The sequence below is a fragment of the Nocardia sp. NPDC004860 genome (genome assembly GCF_040609015.1).
Taxonomy (GTDB): Bacteria; Actinomycetota; Actinomycetes; order Mycobacteriales; family Mycobacteriaceae; genus Nocardia.
This window is the reverse complement of record NZ_JBEXJI010000015.1, coordinates 78,954-97,715: the sequence shown is the minus strand read 5'-3', so window position 1 is coordinate 97,715 and position 18,762 is coordinate 78,954. Positions and strand designations below refer to the sequence as shown.

17 protein-coding genes are annotated in these 18,762 nt (G+C 69.1%); 13 read left to right on the top strand and 4 right to left on the bottom strand.

All coding sequences use genetic code 11. From position 1 onward, the window contains the following. Positions 1 to 27: 27 nt before the first annotated feature. From ABZV44_RS25595 to ABZV44_RS25575, 5 genes are all read left to right on the top strand, one after another. Positions 28 to 1,002: a sugar ABC transporter permease gene (locus ABZV44_RS25595; protein WP_354841048.1), complete on the top strand. Its 975-nt coding sequence runs from the start codon at positions 28 to 30 to the stop codon at positions 1,000 to 1,002. A 77-nt stretch (positions 1,003 to 1,079) separates the two neighbouring features. After that, on the top strand, positions 1,080 to 1,901 hold the full coding sequence (locus ABZV44_RS25590) for a carbohydrate ABC transporter permease (RefSeq protein WP_354841340.1): 822 nt from the start codon (positions 1,080 to 1,082) through the stop codon (positions 1,899 to 1,901). Positions 1,902 to 2,043: 142 nt separating this feature from the next. Next, positions 2,044 to 4,263, top strand: coding sequence for a transglycosylase domain-containing protein (locus tag ABZV44_RS25585; protein ID WP_354841045.1), 2,220 nt, complete (start codon positions 2,044 to 2,046; stop codon positions 4,261 to 4,263). Between the two features lie 240 nt (positions 4,264 to 4,503). Then, on the top strand, positions 4,504 to 4,959 hold the full coding sequence (locus tag ABZV44_RS25580) for an effector binding domain-containing protein (protein ID WP_354841042.1): 456 nt from the start codon (positions 4,504 to 4,506) through the stop codon (positions 4,957 to 4,959). 7 nt (positions 4,960 to 4,966) lie between these two features. Further along, complete coding sequence (locus ABZV44_RS25575) at positions 4,967 to 5,392, top strand: GyrI-like domain-containing protein (RefSeq protein ID WP_354841040.1); 426 nt, start codon at positions 4,967 to 4,969, stop codon at positions 5,390 to 5,392. A gap of 60 nt (positions 5,393 to 5,452) precedes the next feature. On the opposite strand, the gene ABZV44_RS25570 is transcribed toward ABZV44_RS25575, so the two are convergent. Both ABZV44_RS25570 and ABZV44_RS25565 read right to left on the bottom strand, forming a co-directional pair. Then, positions 5,453 to 6,550 carry an inositol-3-phosphate synthase gene (locus ABZV44_RS25570; protein WP_354841037.1) on the bottom strand — a complete coding sequence of 366 codons (1,098 nt, stop codon included), beginning with the start codon at positions 6,548 to 6,550 and terminating at the stop codon, positions 5,453 to 5,455. Continuing rightward, positions 6,543 to 7,100 (bottom strand): PadR family transcriptional regulator, encoded by a 558-nt coding sequence (locus tag ABZV44_RS25565; RefSeq protein ID WP_040862623.1) that lies wholly within the window; start codon positions 7,098 to 7,100, stop codon positions 6,543 to 6,545. The genes ABZV44_RS25570 and ABZV44_RS25565 overlap by 8 nt, the downstream gene beginning before the upstream one ends. A gap of 147 nt (positions 7,101 to 7,247) precedes the next feature. Here ABZV44_RS25565 and ABZV44_RS25560 point away from each other — a divergent pair, with 147 nt between their 5' ends. The 3 genes from ABZV44_RS25560 (at position 7,248) to ABZV44_RS25550 (ending at position 12,345) form a co-directional block, all read left to right on the top strand. Next, entirely contained in the window at positions 7,248 to 7,661 is a 414-nt protein-coding gene (locus ABZV44_RS25560) for a DUF5318 domain-containing protein (protein WP_354841034.1), read from the top strand. Between the two features lie 781 nt (positions 7,662 to 8,442). Continuing rightward, on the top strand, positions 8,443 to 10,638 hold the full coding sequence (locus ABZV44_RS25555; RefSeq protein ID WP_354841338.1) for a transglycosylase domain-containing protein: 2,196 nt from the start codon (positions 8,443 to 8,445) through the stop codon (positions 10,636 to 10,638). A gap of 126 nt (positions 10,639 to 10,764) precedes the next feature. Continuing rightward, the gene (locus ABZV44_RS25550; RefSeq protein WP_354841335.1) at positions 10,765 to 12,345 is read left to right on the top strand and encodes a glycosyltransferase 87 family protein; all 1,581 of its coding nucleotides are present in this window, start codon (positions 10,765 to 10,767) and stop codon (positions 12,343 to 12,345) included. Here the strand turns inward: ABZV44_RS25550 and ABZV44_RS25545 are convergent. Further along, complete coding sequence (locus ABZV44_RS25545; RefSeq protein WP_354841031.1) at positions 12,342 to 13,904, bottom strand: TerD family protein; 1,563 nt, start codon at positions 13,902 to 13,904, stop codon at positions 12,342 to 12,344. The two genes, ABZV44_RS25550 and ABZV44_RS25545, sit on opposite strands and share 4 nt — an antisense overlap. 119 nt (positions 13,905 to 14,023) lie before the next feature. Here ABZV44_RS25545 and ABZV44_RS25540 point away from each other — a divergent pair, with 119 nt between their 5' ends. From ABZV44_RS25540 to ABZV44_RS25520, 5 genes are all read left to right on the top strand, one after another. Further along, positions 14,024 to 14,764 (top strand): hypothetical protein, encoded by a 741-nt coding sequence (locus ABZV44_RS25540; RefSeq protein WP_354841029.1) that lies wholly within the window; start codon positions 14,024 to 14,026, stop codon positions 14,762 to 14,764. Between the two features lie 81 nt (positions 14,765 to 14,845). Beyond that, positions 14,846 to 15,847, top strand: coding sequence for a dihydroxyacetone kinase subunit DhaK (gene dhaK / locus ABZV44_RS25535; RefSeq protein ID WP_354841026.1), 1,002 nt, complete (start codon positions 14,846 to 14,848; stop codon positions 15,845 to 15,847). Next, entirely contained in the window at positions 15,847 to 16,464 is a 618-nt protein-coding gene (gene dhaL, locus ABZV44_RS25530; protein ID WP_354841332.1) for a dihydroxyacetone kinase subunit DhaL, read from the top strand. The genes dhaK and dhaL overlap by 1 nt, the downstream gene beginning before the upstream one ends. Then, the gene (gene dhaM, locus ABZV44_RS25525; protein WP_354841023.1) at positions 16,461 to 17,207 is read left to right on the top strand and encodes a dihydroxyacetone kinase phosphoryl donor subunit DhaM; all 747 of its coding nucleotides are present in this window, start codon (positions 16,461 to 16,463) and stop codon (positions 17,205 to 17,207) included. The genes dhaL and dhaM overlap by 4 nt, the downstream gene beginning before the upstream one ends. Further along, the gene (locus ABZV44_RS25520) at positions 17,188 to 17,946 is read left to right on the top strand and encodes an isocitrate lyase/phosphoenolpyruvate mutase family protein (RefSeq protein ID WP_354841329.1); all 759 of its coding nucleotides are present in this window, start codon (positions 17,188 to 17,190) and stop codon (positions 17,944 to 17,946) included. The genes dhaM and ABZV44_RS25520 overlap by 20 nt, the downstream gene beginning before the upstream one ends. Here ABZV44_RS25520 and ABZV44_RS25515 read toward each other — a convergent pair whose 3' ends face one another. Continuing rightward, entirely contained in the window at positions 17,947 to 18,750 is an 804-nt protein-coding gene (locus ABZV44_RS25515) for an HAD family hydrolase (protein ID WP_354841326.1), read from the bottom strand. Between the last annotated feature and the right edge of the window lie 12 nt (positions 18,751 to 18,762).

Sequence of the window (18,762 nt, the reverse complement as noted above, 5' to 3'; positions counted from 1 at the left end):
CCGCCACCCGACCTGACGGAACAAGCAATGCGAAACGAACAGCCACGGCCGAAACGCCGGAGGGCCGCCCTCGGGGTTTCGGCTCGGGCGTGGCTGTTCGTCACGCCGGTGCTGCTCGCACTGACGGTCGTCATCGGCTATCCGGTGGGCCGGGCGGTGTGGATGTCCTTCCAGAAGGACGCGGGCCTGGACAAGTCCACCGGCATGTTCGTCGAAGGCGGCAGCGCCGGATTCGGCAACTACAGCCACTGGCTGCTGCAGCAGTGCACCAACTCGCTCGGCGAGACCGTGTCCTGCCCGCCCGGCAATACCGGCTCCCAGTTCTGGGCCGCCGTCGGGGTCACGCTGCTGTTCACCGTGGTCACGGTGGCGCTCGAGACCACCATCGGCCTGGGCATGGCGGTCATCATGGGCAAGACCTTCAAGGGCCGCGCGCTGCTGCGCGCCGCCGTGCTGATCCCCTGGGCCATCCCGACCGCGGTCACAGCGCGGTTGTGGGAGTTCATGTTCCAGTACAACGGTGTGGTGAACCGGGTGCTCGGCACCCACATCCTGTGGACCGCCGACGCCTGGCCCGCCCGCTTCGCGGTCATCATCGCCGACGTGTGGAAGACCACCCCGTTCATGGCGCTGCTGATTCTGGCCGGCCTGCAGGTGATCCCGGAGGACGTCTACGAGGCCGCCCGGGTCGACGGCGCGTCCGCCTGGCAGCGCTTCGTCAACATCACACTGCCGCTGCTGAAACCCGCTCTGCTGGTGGCGATCCTGTTCCGCACCATGGACGCGCTGCGCCTGTACGACCTGCCCGCCATCATGACGCGGAACCTGGCCGCCACCCGCACCGTCTCGATGCTGGTGACGGAATCGAAATCGCTGCCCAACAGCGCCTCCGCGCTGTCGGTCATCACCTTCCTGCTCATCTTCACCGTCGCGTTCTTCCTGGTGAAGGTGCTGGGGGCGAACGCCGTTCGCACCCAGGAAGAGCAGCGGGAGGCGCACTGATGAGCATCGAACTCACGAAGGATGTCGTGGCCGAGCCGAAAAGGCCGATCCGGCAGTCGGTTTCGTGGACGAAACGCCTGTCCTCCGGGCGCGTGTACGTGGGCGCGCTGATCGTGCTGGTGTGGGGGCTCGGCCCCTTCTACTGGATGGTCGTCACCGCCCTGCGCGATCCGGCCTACACCTTCGACAACACCCCGTGGCCCACCCACGTCACGCTCGAGAACTTCCGCAACGCCTTCGACACCAGCCGCGGCAACAACTTCGGCCGGGCCCTGGCCAACAGTGTGATCATCGGCAGCGCCACCACGGCGGCCGCGCTGGTCCTCGGCGTGATGGCGGCCTACGCGCTGGCGCGGCTGACCTTCAAGGGCAAGTACCTGGTGTCCGGGCTGGTCCTCTCGGCCTCCATGTTCCCGGCCGTCGTGCTGGTGACGCCGCTGTTCCAGCTGTTCACCAATATCGGCTGGATCGGCCAGTACCAGGCCATGATCATCCCGAACATCTCGTTCGTGCTGCCCATGACCGTGTACATCCTGGCCTCGTTCTTCGCCGAACTGCCATGGGAATTGGAGGAGGCCGCCCGCATCGACGGCGCGTCCCGCTTCCAGGCGTTCCGGCTGATCATGCTGCCGCTGGCCGCGCCCGCGGTGTTCACCACCGCGATCCTGGCGTTCATCGCCGCGGTCAACGAGTACCTGCTGGCCTCCCTGCTCTCCAGCGACAAGACCGAACCCGTGACCAAGGCGATCGCCCGGTTCTCCGGCAACGATCCGCTGGTGCCGCCGTACACCGCGATCATGGCCGCGGGCACCATCGTCACCATCCCGCTGGTCATCATGGTGCTGCTGTTCCAGCGCCGCATCATCTCCGGACTCACCGCCGGCGGCGTCAAGAGCTGAGTGTCCGGGTAGGTGGTTCGGGGCCGTTGTCCCCGAATCACTTACCCGCTCCGTCCGGGCGCGTCGATTAGCATTGGTCCCGCCGCGCGGGGTGGTCGCGGGCGTCTCGAAAGCTTTGTCGACGCTCCGGAAGGAGATGCTCGTGAGCTCGACCGGCACCGCAGGGTGGGACGAGCTGGCCACCGCGGCCGCGCATCGGCAACGTCCCCACCCGCACAGCCGGCCCCGGCGGCGCCCGAAACCGCCCCGGGGTCCCGACCAGCCCGAACCCGCGCCGAAACCGCCTCGCACCCGCGGGCAGCGCATCCGGCGGCTGCTGCTGGCGCTGTTCCTGGTCCTGGTGATCATGCCGGCCACCCTGCTGGGCATCGCCTACTGGAGCGCCGAGATCCCGGACCCGGATACGGTGCAGACCAACCAGATCGCCACCATCCTCGGCTCCGACGGCACCACGGTGATCGCGAAGGTCGTTCCGCCGCAAGGAAATCGGGTGCCTGTGCCGCTGACCGACGTGCCGCCGCCGGTGCGCCAGGCCGTGCTGTCGGCCGAGGACCGCGACTTCTATCGCAATCCGGGCTTCTCCACATCCGCTTTCTTGCGCGCGGCCCGCGACAACCTGCTCGGCCGCGACGACGCGGGCGGCGGCTCCACCATTACCCAGCAGTATGTGAAGAACGCCTTCCTGACCTCGGAACGCACGCTGAGCCGCAAGATGCGCGAACTCATCATCTCCGCGAAGATGGCCCGCGAATGGAGCAAGGACGACATCCTCGCGGCCTACCTCAACACCATCTACTACGGTCGCGGCGCCTACGGCATCTCGGCCGCGGCCAAGGCGTACTTCGGCAAACCCGCGCCCGAACTGACCCTGGCCGAGGGCGCGGTCCTGGCCTCGGTGATCCGCACCCCCTCGCTGCTGGATCCGGAGACCCACCTCGATCAGCTGCGCGCGCGCTGGGGATACGTCCTCGACGGCATGGTCGAGATGGGAGTACTGAACCGCAATGACCGCGCCGCCACCCAGTTTCCGGCCATCGTCCCGGGCGCCCAGGTGGACGACAGCACCCCGCGCGGCCCCGAGGGGCTGATCCGCGCGCAGGTCCTGCGCGAACTACGCGCCTCCGGCGTCAGCGAACGCGAGCTGAATACCGGTGCGCTGCAGATCATCACGACGATCGACGCGAAAGCACAGCAGGCCACGCTGAACGCGGTCGGCAAGGTGCTGAGCGGGCAGCCGGGCGAACTGCGCACCGCCGTGGTGTCGATCGACCCGCGCTCGGGGGCGGTGCGCGCCTACTACGGCGGACCCGACGGCACCGGCTTCGATTTCGCGCAGGCCCCGCTGCAAACCGGTTCGGCCTTCAAGACTTTCGCCGTGCTGGCCGCACTCGAGCAGGGCATTTCCCTGTCGTACCGGCTCGACAGCACACCCCTGACCGTCAATGGGGAGAAGATCTCGAATGTGGACGGCGAGTCCTGCGGCATCTGCTCGCTCGGCGAAGCGTTCAAGCGCTCCCTCAACACCAGCTTCTACCGGCTGGCCCAATCCCTGTTCGAGGGCCCGAAAGCCATTGCGAACGCGGCACATCAGGCCGGCATCCCCGACCAGATCCCGGGCGTGCCCGGCAAGACACTCGCCGAGGACGGCGGCGGCCCGCCGCTGCCCGCCATCGTGCTGGGCGCCTACTCGGTGCGCCCCATCGACATGGCCTCGGCCTACGCCACCCTCGCCGCCTCCGGCACCTACCGCGCCCCCTATTTCGTCCAGAAGGTGGTGACCGGCGACGGCCGCGTCCTCCTCGACCGCGGCGCCGACCCGAACAAACCCGAACAGCGCATCCAGTCCTCGATCGCCGACACCGTGACCCAGGCCATGCTCCCCATCGCCGCCTACTCCAACGGCCACACCCTGGCCGGCGGCCGCCCCTCGGCCGCCAAGACCGGCACCACCCAACTCGGCGACACCGGCCAGAACAAGGACGCCTGGATGGTCGGCTACACCCCCACCCTCTCCACCGCCGTCTGGATGGGAACCGAACAGTCCCAGCCCATCCGCACCGCCCGCGGCGCCCCCATCTACGGCGCCGGCCTCCCCGCCGACCTGTGGAAACAAACCATGGACGCCGCCCTCGACGGCACCCCCATCGACCAATTCCCCAACCCCACCTCACCCCCCGGCAACCTGATCCCCAACCAGCCCCCCGACCCGCCCTCCGGAACACCCCCCGGCAACGGCGATTACGACATCCTCAACCCACCCACCCCGTCCCCCCAGCAACAGCCGGTCCTCGTCATCCCCCCAGCTCCCACCCCCAAACAGGTGGAAGTCTTCCCAGGCCTCAGCCTCCCCGTCCCGGGCTAGGCTCCCCCGCCGCCCCGACCGCCACGAAATAAATTGCGCCCCTGGCATACGCCTGCGAGGCATCGCGCCGGGGTCGCAGGCGTCCCGTTGATCATGTTTCGCGCCTCCTTGCCCATCTCCGCGCGGCCGCGGATATTGTGGAAGCCGCCACCGGATTCAGCGACTCCGAATGCCGGTGGCAGGATGCGGGTTGGGAGCAGGGTGGGGTCGGAGACAGCACGAGACATAGGGGCGACGCCGGTGGAATTCAATGTCGTTGAACGCCACGAAACGCTGGTAGCCGGAACAGTGCTACGCAGTCCGGCACTCGCGGTCGAAGGGCCGCGCCGCGCGAAGGTCGAGGAGGCTTGGAAACGTAATCTGGCACGCGATCTGCCCGGCCCGCCGGCGACCGCCTATGTGGATCACGCACCCGAGATCGGTTCGTATCTGACACATATCGTGGGCTACGAATGCAACAAGGCGGACGACCTTTTGCCCGGCGATGTACTCGCCCGTATCCCGGCCGGAAAATTCGCCCGCTTCAATCGCACTGGCGACAATCTCGGCGACACCATCGTGTCGATCTGGCGCACGGTCTGGGACCTCGAGGCGGCCGGCACCCTGGTCCGCGCCTACACCGGGGATTTCGAGCACTATCCGGACAACCGGACGGTGGAGGTTTTCGTCGCGCTCGATCTGAGCGCGGAGGGGTAGGGGAGCTGTGGACTTCGAAATCGTCACCCTGGATGAGTTCCTGGTCGGCGGGCTGACCATTCCCCTGGCGGGCCGTGAGGTCACCGCCCGCGACCTGGACCTGGTCAACTTCACCTGGGACCGCTACCTGGCCCGCGAGAAGAGCGTCGAACGCGTCGCGGCCTACATCGGCCAGAACGACCACGCGGTTGCCGTTCTGGGATACGAGCTTTCGAGCATGGCCGACCTCGACACCGGCGATGTGATGACCCGCATCCCGTCGGGCCGCTACGCGAAATTCGTTGTCTCCGACAAGCCTTACGACCTGCTGCGCACCGCGTGGGCGAAGGTCGCCAAGGCCGAGAACGCGGGCACCATCACCCGCTCCCACACCGCGGAGATCGAGCGCTACACCGGCCCCACCTCGGTCGAGGTCTACGTCTCCCTCGACTGACATCGAACGACGAAGGGCGGCATCGCGATTCGCGATGCCGCCCTTTGCGTTGCCGGGTTCCTACTCGGCCCCGATGATGAACGCCTCGAGCTGGGCCCGGGCGACGTCGTCGGCGAGCTGCTTCGGCGGGGACTTCATCAGATAGGCCGAAGCCGGGAGGACCGGGCCGCCGATGCCGCGGTCGCGGGCGATCTTGGCCGCGCGCACGGCGTCGATGATGATGCCGGCCGAGTTCGGCGAGTCCCACACCTCGAGCTTGTACTCCAGGTTCAGCGGCACGTCACCGAAGGCGCGACCCTCGAGCCGGACGTAGGCCCACTTGCGGTCGTCGAGCCACTCGACGTAGTCCGACGGGCCGATGTGCACGTTGCGGTCGTACACCTTGCCCGAGAGCGGGCCCTCGAGGTTGGAGGTCACGGCCTGGGTCTTGGAGACCTTCTTCGACTCCAGCCGCTCGCGCTCGAGCATGTTCTTGAAGTCCATGTTGCCGCCGACATTGAGCTGGTAGGTGCGGTCCAGCACGACGCCGCGGTCCTCGAACAGCTTGGCCATCACGCGGTGGGTGATGGTCGCGCCGACCTGGGACTTGATGTCGTCACCGACGATCGGCACGCCGGCGTCGACGAACTTCTGGGCCCACACCGGGTCGGAGGCGATGAACACCGGCAGCGCGTTGACGAAGGCCACACCTGCGTCGATGGCGCACTGGGCGTAGAACTTGTCGGCCTCTTCGGAACCGACCGGGAGATAGGAGACGAGGACGTCGACCTTGGCATCCTTCAGCGCCTTGACTACGTCGACCGGCTCGGCCTCGGACAGCTCGATGGTCTGCGCGTAGTACTTGCCGATGCCGTCCAGCGTCGGACCGCGCTGCACGGTGATGCCCGACGGCGGCACGTCGGAGATCTTGATGGTGTTGTTCTCGCTGGCGAAGATCGCGTCGGACAGGTCGAAGCCGACCTTCTTGGCGTCGACATCGAACGCGGCGACGAACTTCACGTCGCGGACGTGGTAGGGACCGAACTTCACATGCATGAGCCCGGGAACGGTCGAATTCTCGTCCGCGTCCTTGTAGTACTGCACGCCCTGAACCAGGGAAGATGCGCAGTTACCCACGCCGACGATGGCCACCCGAACTTCGGTGTTGATCTCACTCATGGCCGATATTTCCCTCTTTCTGTGGTGCCGCCTTCGTCGATTGCTCCGCAGCAATCAACTCGTTGAGCCAGCGCACTTCGCGCTCGCTTGATTCGAGACCTAGTTGATGGAGCTGGCGGGTATAGCGGTCCAGTTGCCCGCTGGCGCGTTTTATCGCTTCCCGCAGTCCTTCTCGGCGCTCCTCGACCTGCCTCCGCCGTCCCTCCAGGATTCGCATCCGCGCTTCCGCGGGGGTGCGGCCGAAGAAGGCCAGATGAACGCCGAAGCCGTCGTCGGTGTAGTTCTGTGGTCCGGTGTCGGCGAGCAGTTCGGCGAACCGCTCCCGCCCGGTGTCGGTCAGGTTGTAGACCCGCCGCGCACGGCGTGTTGCCAAGCCCTGCGGACTCTCCTCCGCGATGAGGCCGTCGGACTGCATGCGCCGCAGGGTCGGATACAGCGACCCGTAGGAGAAGGCCCGGAACGGGCCCAGCAGACCGGTGAGCCGCTTGCGCAACTCGTAGCCGTGCATCGGTGATTCGAGGAGCAGCCCGAGGATTGCCAACTCGAGCACGGGCTTCACCTCCTGACTGTTCTGTTCAGATCTAACCGATGGATGCAGTTCCAAACTATATCGCGCCGATATATTTTGCACGCGCCAGTTCCGGGGAGGCGGAACAGCGCGTGCGGGCTCCGGGGCCCCGCAAGTACTCTGGGTCCCGTGCGAATACAGCGGCAGGTGGTGGACTATGCGCTCCGGCGCCGGTCCCTGCTGGCCGACGTCTACGCGGGCCGGGTGGACGTCGCCGAAGTGTGCGATGCGAATCCGTACCTATTGCGTGCGGCGAAGTTCCATGGGCGGGGGAGCGAGGTCACATGCCCTATCTGCAGGAAGGAGCAGCTGACTCTCGTATCGTGGGTCTACGGCGATGGGCTCGGTCCCGTGGCGGGCTCCGCCCGCACGCCGGAGGAACTGGTCCGGTTGGCCGAGACTCGGGAAGAGTTCTCGGTGCATGTGGTCGAGGTGTGCCGGACCTGTAGTTGGAACCATCTGGTGCAGTCCTATGTGCTGGGGCTGGCCCCGGCGCCGACACGCCGCCGGCGCACCAGCGCCAGGCGCACGGCCGCCGAGTGAGAGGCCACGTCGACTGCTGAACAGCGGGCAGGAGCCTGCCCGCCGCGGTGCACGCGCGTGACCGCATCGAGCCACCCGGACCGTATCGACCTAGTTATTGGAGAGCCAGGCTGTGACATCGCCCTATGACGACGGACCGCACGGCGGCCGCCCCCGTGGCGGTTCGCAACCCGGCCCCGGCGGCTACCCGCCGCAAGCGCAGGGAGGTGGAGCGAGACCGGCAGGACCGCCGCCTGGGGCACGTCAGCCGGCGGGACGTCCAGCGCCGGGGAATGGCGTCCCGCAGCGCGGACCCGCGGGCGGTCCCGGCGGCATGCCGCCGCGCGGACCCAATGGGCAGCCGCAGCGCGGACCCGCGCCGCAGGGCGGTCAGCCGCCGCGGCGTCCCGGGCCGCCGCCCCAGCGTCCCGGCAATCCGGATGCGACACGCAAGTTTCCCAATCCCGCCAACTCCGGCCCGAACGAGCGGGTGAATACCGGAGCGCGACAGGCGGTTCCGAATCACATCTCGCGGGCGGCCACGTCCGACCGCACCCAGCGGATCGACGATCGTGCGGTGCGCTCCGGCGCGGGCACCGGGACCCGGCCGCGCCCGGCCGATGACCGCACCCGTCCGCCGTCGGGCGCGCAGCCCGCGGCCCGGCGCGCGCAGGGCGGCACCCCCTCGGGTCCGCCGCCGCGGCGGCCCGGTGGCGGCTCCGGCGGAGGCGGCGGCCAGGGCGGCAAGGGCTCCCGCAAGACCTCGTATTGGCGGCTGGCCCGGCGCCTGGTCTACATCGGCATGGCGCTGGTGCTCGGGCTGGCGAGTTCGGTGTTCCTGTACGCGTATTCGACGGTGAACGTGCCGCAGCCCGGCGACCTGAAGAACAATCAGGTGGCCACCATGTTCATGAACGACGGCACGTCGGTGCTGGCGAAGGTCATTCCGCCGGAAGGCAATCGCACCGACGTCACGATCGACCAGATCCCCCCGCACGTGCGCAATGCGGTGATCGCCGCGGAGGACCGGTCCTTCTACACCAATCCGGGCTTCTCCATTCAGGGCTTCGGCCGCGCGTTCGTCGGTCAGCTCACCGGCAACACCGACGCCGGTGGTGGTTCGACGATCACCCAGCAGTACGTGAAGAACGCGATGGTCGGTAACGAGCACTCGCTGACCCGAAAACTGCGCGAGCTGGTGATCTCGGCCAAGATGGCCAAGCAGTGGTCCAAGGATCAGATCCTGGCCGCGTACCTGAACACCATCTACTTCGGCCGTGGCGCCTACGGTATCGACGCGGCATCCAAGGCGTACTTCGACAAGAAGGTCCAGGACCTGTCGGTGGCCGAGGGCGCGGTGCTGGCCGCGACCATTCAGCAGCCGTCGAACCTGGATCCGGAGAAGAATCCGCAAGGGGCGCAGGCACGCTGGAAGTACGTGCTGGACGGCATGGTCGACGGCGGTAACCTGCCCGCGACGGACCGCGCGAACATGCAGTACCCCACCGTGATTCCCGCGGTGCAGGCGCAGAAGGACAAGACGCTGGACTCCGGTCCGGAAGGCCTGATCAAGACCCAGGTGCTCAAGGAGCTCGAGGCCGCCGGCATCACCGAGCACGATCTGAACACCGAAGGCCTGCAGATCACCACGACCATCGATCCCAAGGCACAGCAGGCGGCAGTGGACGCGGTCACCAAGGTGATGGACGGCGAACCCGACAAGCTGCGCGCCGCGCTGTCGTCGGTGGATCCGAAGACCGGTGCGGTGCGCGCCTACTACGGCGGCTCCGACGGCCAGGGCCTGGACTACGCGAATCAGGGTCTGCCGCCGGGCTCCTCGTTCAAGGTGATCGGTCTGGCCGAGAACCTGGAGATGGGCAAGCCGCTCTCGACGCTGTACGACTCCTCGCCGGTCACCGTGCACGGCATCACGATCACCAACGTCGAGGGCGAGCAGTGCGGCATGTGCACCATCGCCGAGGCGCTCAAGCGCTCGCTGAACACCAGCTTCTACCGCATGGAGCTGGACATGCCCGGCAACGGCCCGCAGAAGATCGCCGACATGGCGCACAAGCTCGGTATCCCGGACACCATTCCGGGCGTGGGCAAGACGCTGGTCGAGCCGGACGGCAGCCCGCCCAACAACGGCATCGTGCTGGGCCAGTACCGGGTGCGCACGCTGGACATGGCCTCCGCGTACGCCACGCTGGCCGCCTCGGGCATGTATCACGCGCCGCACTTCGTGCAGAAGGTCGTCGCCTCCGACGGCACCGTGCTGCTGGATCGCGGTGAGACCGCGGGTGAGCAGCGGGTCTCGGCGGCGGTGGCGGACAACGTGACCGACGCGATGAAACCCATCGCTGCGTGGTCGCGCAACCACCAGCTCGCCGGCGGCCGCCTCTCGGCCACCAAGACCGGTACCAACCAGAAGGACGGCAGCAACGAGAACCGCGACGCCTGGATGGTGGGCTTCACCCCGTCGCTGTCGACCGCGGTCTGGGTGGGTACCGATCAGGGTGACGCGCTGCGCAATGCCAGCGGCGGCATGATCTACGGCTCGGGTCTGCCGGCCGACATCTGGAAGGCCACCATGGACGGCGCCCTCAAGGGCACGCCCAACGAGAACTTCCCGAAGCCGGGCGTGATCGGCGGTCAGGCCGGTGTGCCGTCGTGGTCGGCGCCGTACACCGCGCCCTCGACCACCGAGCAGCAGGTGGCGCCGCCGGTGATCACCACCAGCCAGATGCCGATTCCGGGTCTTCCGTGGTCGATTCCGGTTCCGGGGCTGGCGCCGAATCCGCAGAACCAGCGGCAATCCCAGCCGGAGACCCAGGATCCGGGCAATGGCAATGGGAACGGCAACGGCAATGGGCCCGGTCCGATGCCGGGTCAGCCGGTGGCGCCGGCCGACGGTTCGACACCGACGACCGCACCGAACGGCGGCTATGGAAACGGCAATGGGACCGGCAACGGCAACGGACGGCAGCAGACTCGGTAGCCTGCTGCCGTGATCGAGCAGGAACTGGTGCACCGGCCGGGCGCCTCGGGCGCGCCGGCCGGTGACGCGCTGAAGCCGGGGGAGGCAGCTGGAGTGGAACATGCCGGCGCACAGCGCGGTACGCATGTGGTCTACGAGTCGCCGGAACCGCTGGCGGCCGATCTGCGGTCGGCCGACGACCGGGACAAGCCCAGTCGCACCGATACGCTGACCGCGCAGCTCTGCGATCTGATCGGCGGGCCGGTCGGCGACCACGCGGTGATCGGCCGGGTGCGTTTCTGGACCCCCATGCGGGTGCTGATGGCGTTCGCGGTGCTGTTCCTGGCGTTCAGCTGGTTCGGCAAGGCGGGCTGCATCCAGCAGCGGCCCGACGCCAACGGCCTCATGGGCCTGGATTGGAACAATGGCCGCCAGTACATCGCCATGTGCTACTCCGACACCGTGCCGCTGTACGGGGCCGAGCATCTCAATGAGGGCGCCTTCCCGTACAAGAAGCAGTGGGTGGAGTTTCCCGACGGCCGCCCGCAGGTCCGGTACATGGAGTATCCGGTGCTGTCGGGCCTGTACCAGTACGTGTCCATGGGAATCGCCAAGGCGTGGAAGCTGTCTCCGCTGCCGGGGCACAAGGCGCTCGAGGTGGTCATCTACTTCGATGTGGTGGCCATCGGACTGTCGCTGGCCTGGCTGGTGACCATCTGGGCGACGGCATTGACGGCCGGGCGGCGGGTCTGGGACGCCGCGCTGATGGCGCTGTCGCCGCTGGTGCTGGTGCACGCGTTCACCAATTTCGACACGCTGGCAACGGCTTTCGCGGCGGGCGGGCTGCTGGCCTGGGCGCGGCGGCGGCCGGTGCTGGCGGGCATACTGCTGGGCCTGGGCGGGGCGGCGAAGCTGTATCCGCTGCTGCTGCTGGGGCCGATCCTGATCCTGTGCGCCCGCGCCGAGCGACTCGGTGAGGACGAGGCGGCGTGGGGCGGCATCCGCCCGCTGCGCGCGGCGGGCGGGGCCATCGCGGCGGCGGCCATCACCTGGCTGGCGGTGAACGCGCCCATCGCGGCGCTGTATCCGAACGGCTGGTGGGAGTTCTTCCGGCTCAACACCGAACGGCATGCCGACCCGGATTCGGTCTACAACGTGATCACTTCGTTCACCGGCTGGACCGGCTTCGACGGGATACTGAGCGCGCAGCAGGCGCCCACGGTGCTGAACGCGGTGTCGCTGCTGCTGTTCCTGGCGGCCTGCGCGGGCATCGGCTGGATCGGGCTGACCGCGGCGCGCCGGCCGCGGCTGGCGCAGTTGGCATTCCTGGTGGTGGCGGCCTTCCTGCTGACCAACAAGGTGTGGAGCCCGCAGTATTCGCTGTGGCTGGTACCGCTGGCGGTGCTGGCGCTGCCGGAGCGGCGAATCCTGTTGGCGTGGATGACGATCGACGCCCTGGTCTGGGTGCCGCGCATGTTCTATTACCTGGGCCAGGACCACAAGGGCCTGCCCGAGCAGTGGTTCACCGGCACGGTGGTGTTGCGCGATCTGGCGGTGATCGCGTTGTGCGTCCTGGTGATCCGGCAGATCTACCGTCCGGATGAGGATCCGGTGCGCCGCGACGGCGCCGACGATCCGGGGGGCGGCATCGTCGACCGCGCCCCGGATCCTTCGCATGCCTGGTTGCCGCCGTTGCTGCGGCCCAGGCAGCCGATGCCGGCGCCCTAGAGGAAGCGGGCCAGCTGCGGCACCGCCTCGCCGGGGTGCTTGGCCTGGAATCCCTCGCCGAGGGCCTGGAGCTTCCAGTCCGCGCCCGGGGCCGGGCGGTACACCTTGGCCATCGCCATGGCGGTGAAGGACATGCCGCCCGCGAGGGTGTAGCGGGCGAGTTCGGCATTGGTGGCGGCGTCGACCAGGCGGCAGTAGGCGTTGGCGATCTGCTCGAACGTGTGGCCCTTGTAGGAGGTCACGATGAACAGCAGCGTGGTGACCTGGGCCGGGATGCGGGAGAGATCGACCATGATCTCCTCGTCGTCGCCGTCGCCCTCGCCGGTCAGGTTGTCGCCCTGGTGGCGGATGGCCCCGTCCTTGGAGTTGAGGCTGCCGTAGTAGACGACATCGACGGGGCTGTGGTCGGCGAAGAGCACCACCGAGGCGTCCAGGTCCACGTCGACGGATTTGTTGCCGAAGATGCCGCCGCGCTTGACCGGATCCCAGCCCAGGCCCATCTTCACGTAACCCAGTGCGCCGCCGCCTTCTTTGCGCAGGTTGATGCGCTGGCCCTTGACCAGGCTGACGGCGTGGCCGGCCGGCAGATCGCGGTCCTCCTGCGCCGGCCGTGAGTAACCGCCGGCCGGCGGGGGATAGTCGCCGACGGGCTGCTGGAAGGCGGGCGGCGGCGGATACGACTGTCCCGGAGGCGGATACCCCGTGCCCGTCGGCGGCGGGTACCCGCCGGTGGGCTGGTACTGCTCGGTCGGTGCGGGCGGCGGGTAGCCGCCGGTGGGCGCGTATTGCGCGGGCGGCGGGTAGCCCCCGGCCGGCGGGTACTGGTCGGTGGGCTGTGGATAACCCTGTCCCGGCGCGGGCGGCGGGTAGCCGCCGGTCGGCGTGTAGTTGCCGGTGGGCGCGGGGGCCGGGTATCCGCTCGGCGCGGGCGCGAATTGTTCGGGCGCGGGCGCGAATTGCTGTGGCGGGGACGTGAATTGCTGCGGCGCGGGCGCGACCTGCTCCGGGGCGGGCGGGGACGGCGGGGCCGGGGACGGTGCGGGGGATTGCGGGGCCTCGTTCACCTGGACGCCGTGGTCGGTGACCAGCGCGGAGAATCCGCCCGCGTAGCCCTGTCCGACGGCGCGGGCCTTCCATCCGCCCTGGCGCCGGTACAACTCCAGTGCGATGACGATGGATTCGCTGCTGAGACCCTCGATCCGGTACTCGTACAACGCGTTTCCGGCCGCATCGCTGACCTGCGCGACCGGCACGGACAGCTGCCCGAAGCTGGCGGTGGCGTCGTCGAGGGTGATGACGGCCCGAAGCTGTTCGATCTCAGCGGGAATCGCGTCCAGCGACACGGCGAGGACGGCGGGCTGACCGGGCGGGCCCGGCCGCAGGGTCACACCGGGCCCGGAGGGTTGGTTGAAGAACACGAAATCGGCATCGGAGCGCACCGTGCCGGCGGTGGTGACCAGTAGTGCGGACAGGTCGGCCGGTGCGGCCACCTGCACGCTGATCACCAGATCATGGACGCTCAGAGGGCCGTTCTGGCCCTTCACCAAAACTGCGGACAAGATCGACCCTTCGTTGTCGGTGCTGTCGTTGCCACTCTACGAGACCGTGGCGACACGGACCCGCGGCGTGGTTGCGGTGGTGTCCGGGGATGCCCGGACGGCGTGGCAGTATCGGCTGGGTGAGCGACGGTGAGGTCGATCCCGCGGAAGCGCACGAACAGTATCTGCGAGCCTTCCGGCACCCCGCCGTGTCCCGAGACCAGCTGCGCGACCTGCTCGATGCCGTGAACGCCTTCCTGGACACCATCACCCCCAAACGTGGCGAGTACGTCCCCAGCGGCGGCTGGGCCCCCGAGTCCACCGCCATGGCCTTTCAGATCGGCCGTGCGGTCGAGCAGGTGCTGTCCGAGCGGGAGGACGCCGATCGGGAGCTGGTGCGCCGCCGCGATATTCGCGATCGCCTGGTGGCGGCCCTGGACGCGGTGCTGGATTGCCTGCGCACCCTGCCCGAACTGGCCGACGCCGAGGTGAAGCTGGGCACCATCTGCGTGAACGAGGGCTTCCAGGTCTACGAGGACGGGTCGGTGCGTACCACGCCCATGCAGGAGGCGGGAGCCGATGCCGGGCTGCTGGAGCGCCGCCGCGCGGAATTGGACGAGCAGATGACGGCCGCGGTGGCCGCCCGGGCCGACCTGGTGGACGACACCACCGACCTGATCCGGGAGCGGCTCGGGGTGGCCGAGGTGGGGATTCCCTGGGTGATCCTGGCCGCCACCCAGGGCGGGCTGGACGTGTCCGAGCCGTTCGAGTTCGCGGCCGATCACCTGCCCGACTGCGAATTGCGGGATCTGATGGTGCAGCTGGTGACCGATATCGAGCTGGCCCGCACGCTGGAGGAGCCGGCCGAGCCACAGCATTAGCCGGAATCGCCACCAAAGCCGCACCGGCGGTGCGAGTCTGGCTCGCAGGGAACCGAACCGGCCTTCCGAGGGGAGAATTCGGTGAAGAAGCTCATCAATGATCCGGCCGAGGTGGTGGCTGCCGCGCTGAGCGGACTGGCCGCGGCACATCCCGAACTGCGGGTGGATGTGAAACAGCGCATCGTGGTGCGTGGCGACGCGCCGGTTCCGGGCAAGGTGGGCCTGGTCTCGGGCGGCGGTTCCGGTCATGAGCCGCTGCACGGCGGGTTCGTCGGGCTCGGCATGCTGGACGCGGCCTGTCCGGGGGAGATCTTCACCTCGCCGGTGCCCGATCAGATCCGGGCCGCCACCGCCGCGGTGGACGCCGGGGCGGGTGTGCTGCACATCGTGAAGAACTACACCGGCGATGTCATGAACTTCGAGATGGCCGCCGAGCTGGCGGCCGCCGAGACCGGTACCGGAATTCTGTCGGTGGTGGTGAACGACGATGTGGCCGTACAGGACAGCCTGTACACCGCGGGGCGGCGCGGGGTGGGCGCCACGGTGATCCTGGAGAAGATGGCGGGCGCGGCCGCCGAACAGGGCCGGCCGCTGGCGGAGGTGGCGCGCGTCGCGGAGGCGGTGAACGCGCGGTCGCGCAGCATGGGCATGGCGCTGACCTCGTGCACGGTCCCGGCGGTCGGGCATCCGACCTTCGAGCTGGGCGAGTACGAGATGGAGATCGGCATCGGCATTCACGGCGAGCCCGGCCGGGTGCGGGTGCCGCTGGCCCCGGCGCGGGATGTGGCGCAGCTGCTGCTGGAGCCGATCCTCGCGGATCTGCCCTTCGCACAGGGTGATCGGGTGCTGTGCTTCCTCAACGGGATGGGCGGCACGCCGCTCATCGAGCTGTATGTGATGTTCGACGAGGTGTCGCGGATCCTGCGCGGGCACGGAATCCACGTCGAGCGATCGCTGGTCGGCCCGTATATCACCTCGCTCGAAATGGCGGGCTGTTCGATCACGCTGACCAGGCTGGACGAGGAGCTGACGGCGCTGTGGGACGCGCCCGTGCGGACTCCGGCGCTACGGTGGGGGATCTGATGGCGGCGGTGGACGCGGCCGCGTGGGTGCGCGATTTCGCGGTGCTGGTCGACGAGAACGCCACCGAGCTGACCGCGCTGGACGCGGCGATCGGCGATGCCGATCACGGCACGAATATGCAGCGCGGCATGGCGGCCGCCGTTGCGGCGCTCGATGATTCGACTCCGGGCAGCCCCGGGGAGATCTGCAAGCAGACCGCCACGGTGTTGATCCGCACCATCGGCGGCGCCAGCGGTCCCCTGTTCGGGACGTTCTTCCTGCGCTTCGCCGCGGCGATCGAAAGCGGCTCCGATATAGCCGATTTCGCGCGCGCGTTCCGGGCCGGGCTGGACGGTGTGATCGCGCGCGGCAAGGCCCAGCCCGGTGACAAGACCATGGTGGACGCGCTGGGACCCGCGGCCGACGCCCTCGAGCAGCAGGTGGCCGATGGCGGGTCGGCACGGCAGGCTCTCGATGCCGCCGTAAACGCCGCGGAGGCCGGACGGGACGCCACCACGCCGCTGGTCGCGCGCAAGGGTCGGGCCTCGTATCTGGGCGAACGCAGTGCGGGACACCAGGATCCGGGCGCCACCAGTGCGGCGCTGCTGGTCCGGGCCGCCGGGCAGGCGCTGCGATGATCGGCCTGGTGGTGGTTTCGCACAGCCGGGCGCTGGCCGAGGCGGCGGTGGCGCTGGCCGCCGGGCTGCTGCCCGATCAGGGTGTGCCCGTCCGGATCGCGGCGGGATTGTCCGATAGCGAATTCGGTACCGACGCCGTCGCTGTCGCCGAGGCGATCACCGCCGCCGATTCCGGGGACGGCGTCCTGGTGCTGATGGATCTGGGCAGCGCGGTGCTGTCCGCCGAGACCGCGCTGGATCTGCTCGAATCCCCCGTCGCCGTGCGGCTTTCCGCCGGACCGCTGGTCGAGGGCCTGGTGTCGGCGCTGGCCGTGGCCGGTGGGGGCGGCGATCTGGACGCGGTCGCGTGGGAGGCCGGGAACGCCCTGGCCGCCAAGCGCGCGCAGCTCGCCGACTCCGCCGGCACCGGTCCGGCCGGCGATCCACAGTCATCCACAGCTGTGCGGCCTGTGGATGATTCGGCGATCACCGAAATCATCGAGGTGACGAACGAACACGGCCTGCACGCCCGCCCGGCCGCCGAGCTGGTCTCGGCCCTGCGCGAGGTCGACGCGGTGGTGGCCCTGCGCAATGCCACCACCGGTACCGGTCCGGTCCCGGGTGACAGCCTGACCCGGGTGCTCACCCTCGGCGTGCATCCCGGCCAGCGGCTGGAAGTCAGCGCGACCGGGCCCGAAGCGGCGCGGGCGGTCGCCAAAGTCCGTGCCCTGACCGAGAATCGAGATCATGACCAGCCTCGCTGACAAAGCCACGACGTTCCTGTCCCTGCACCAGCCCGGGAATCCGGTGATCCTGCCGACGGTCTGGGATTCCTGGTCCGCGAAGCTGGTGCAGGAAGCCGGATTCGGGGCGCTCACCATCGGCAGCCACCCGCTGGCCGATTCCATGGGCAAGCCCGACCAGGAGGGCATGACCTTCGCCGAGGTGCTGGGCCGGGTACGGGAGATCACCGCCACCGTCGACATTCCGGTGTCGGTCGACCTGGAGTCCGGCTATGCCGAGAAGCCCTCCCGGATCATCGAGGGCCTGCTCGAGGCGGGCGCGATCGGCTTCAATCTCGAGGACTCCGTGCACAGCGAGGGCGGGCGGCTGCGCACCCCGCAGGAGCATGCCGACCTGGTCGCCGAGCTGCGCGCCGCCGCGGACGCCACCGGCGTGCACGTGGTGGTCAACGCCCGCACCGACGTGTTCCTGCGCCCGGACACCGGCGCGCCGGAGGAGCGACTGCAGAGCGCGCTCACCCGGCTGCGGCTGGCCGCCGAGGCGGGCGCGGACGTGCTGTACCCGGTGGGCCGGCACGAGCCGGACGTGCAGCGCACGCTGACCTCGGAACTGCCGTTGCCGGTCAATGCCATCGGCCTGCCCGATCAGGGTTCGCCCGCCTACTTCGCCGAACTCGGCGTGGCGCGAGTCAGTTTCGGCCCGTTCCTGCAGCGCGCCCTCACCGAGGCGGCGAACACCCTGCTGGCCGGCTGGCGCTGATCAGGACCGGACCCGCAGGAAGTAGTCGAGGATCTCCTCCGCGGCACGGATGCCGGACGCCGCGGTGACGGCCACGCGCGGGTGGTTCCAGTTCCGCTGTTCCAGTTCGCCGTGGCGGGGCCGGATGGCGACGTCGGCGGTGCGCAGCATCTCGGCATCGAGCGCACCGTCGCCCGCGGCCAGCAGGCGCGATTCGGGATGCAGTTCGCCGGCGTCGAGCAGGCGGCGGCGCACCTCCTGCACCGCGCGGCTCTTACAGACCGGCGCGGGCATGGTGTAGATCTTGCGGCCCTGCTGGGAGACCGTCCAGCCGCGCGGGCGGCACCAGGCGTCCCAGTCGGCGAGGAAGCCGGCGGGCACCCGCTGCGGATCCACCACCAGGTAGCAGAACAGGTCGTCGGCCTCGCGCAGGCGCAGCGCGAAGGATTCGTCCACGCGCGCACGCAGTTCGGTGCGCACCTCGACCAGGGTGGCGCATTCGGCGCGCACCCGCGCGTCCAGCGCGGAACGCCAGCGGCGGTCGGGGAGCCCGTTGCGCAGGATGGTGCCGCCATTGCTGGTGACCGCGTAGGACAGGGGCCCGCCGGGCAGCCGGACCCGGTGGTACTGCTCGATGGTGCGGGTGGTGACCGGAACCACGGCCGCCGCCGAGGCGAGCCTGCTCAGCCGCTGCGCCGCGACGACCGTCATGTACGACAGCGGCTGTCCCTCATGGTGTTCCACGCACACCGTGTCCGGTTCGGTGTTCCCGAAGGCCGCCCGCGTGTAGATCACCGTGCGATCCAGATCCGTCGCCACCATCATCCCGTGCTGCCG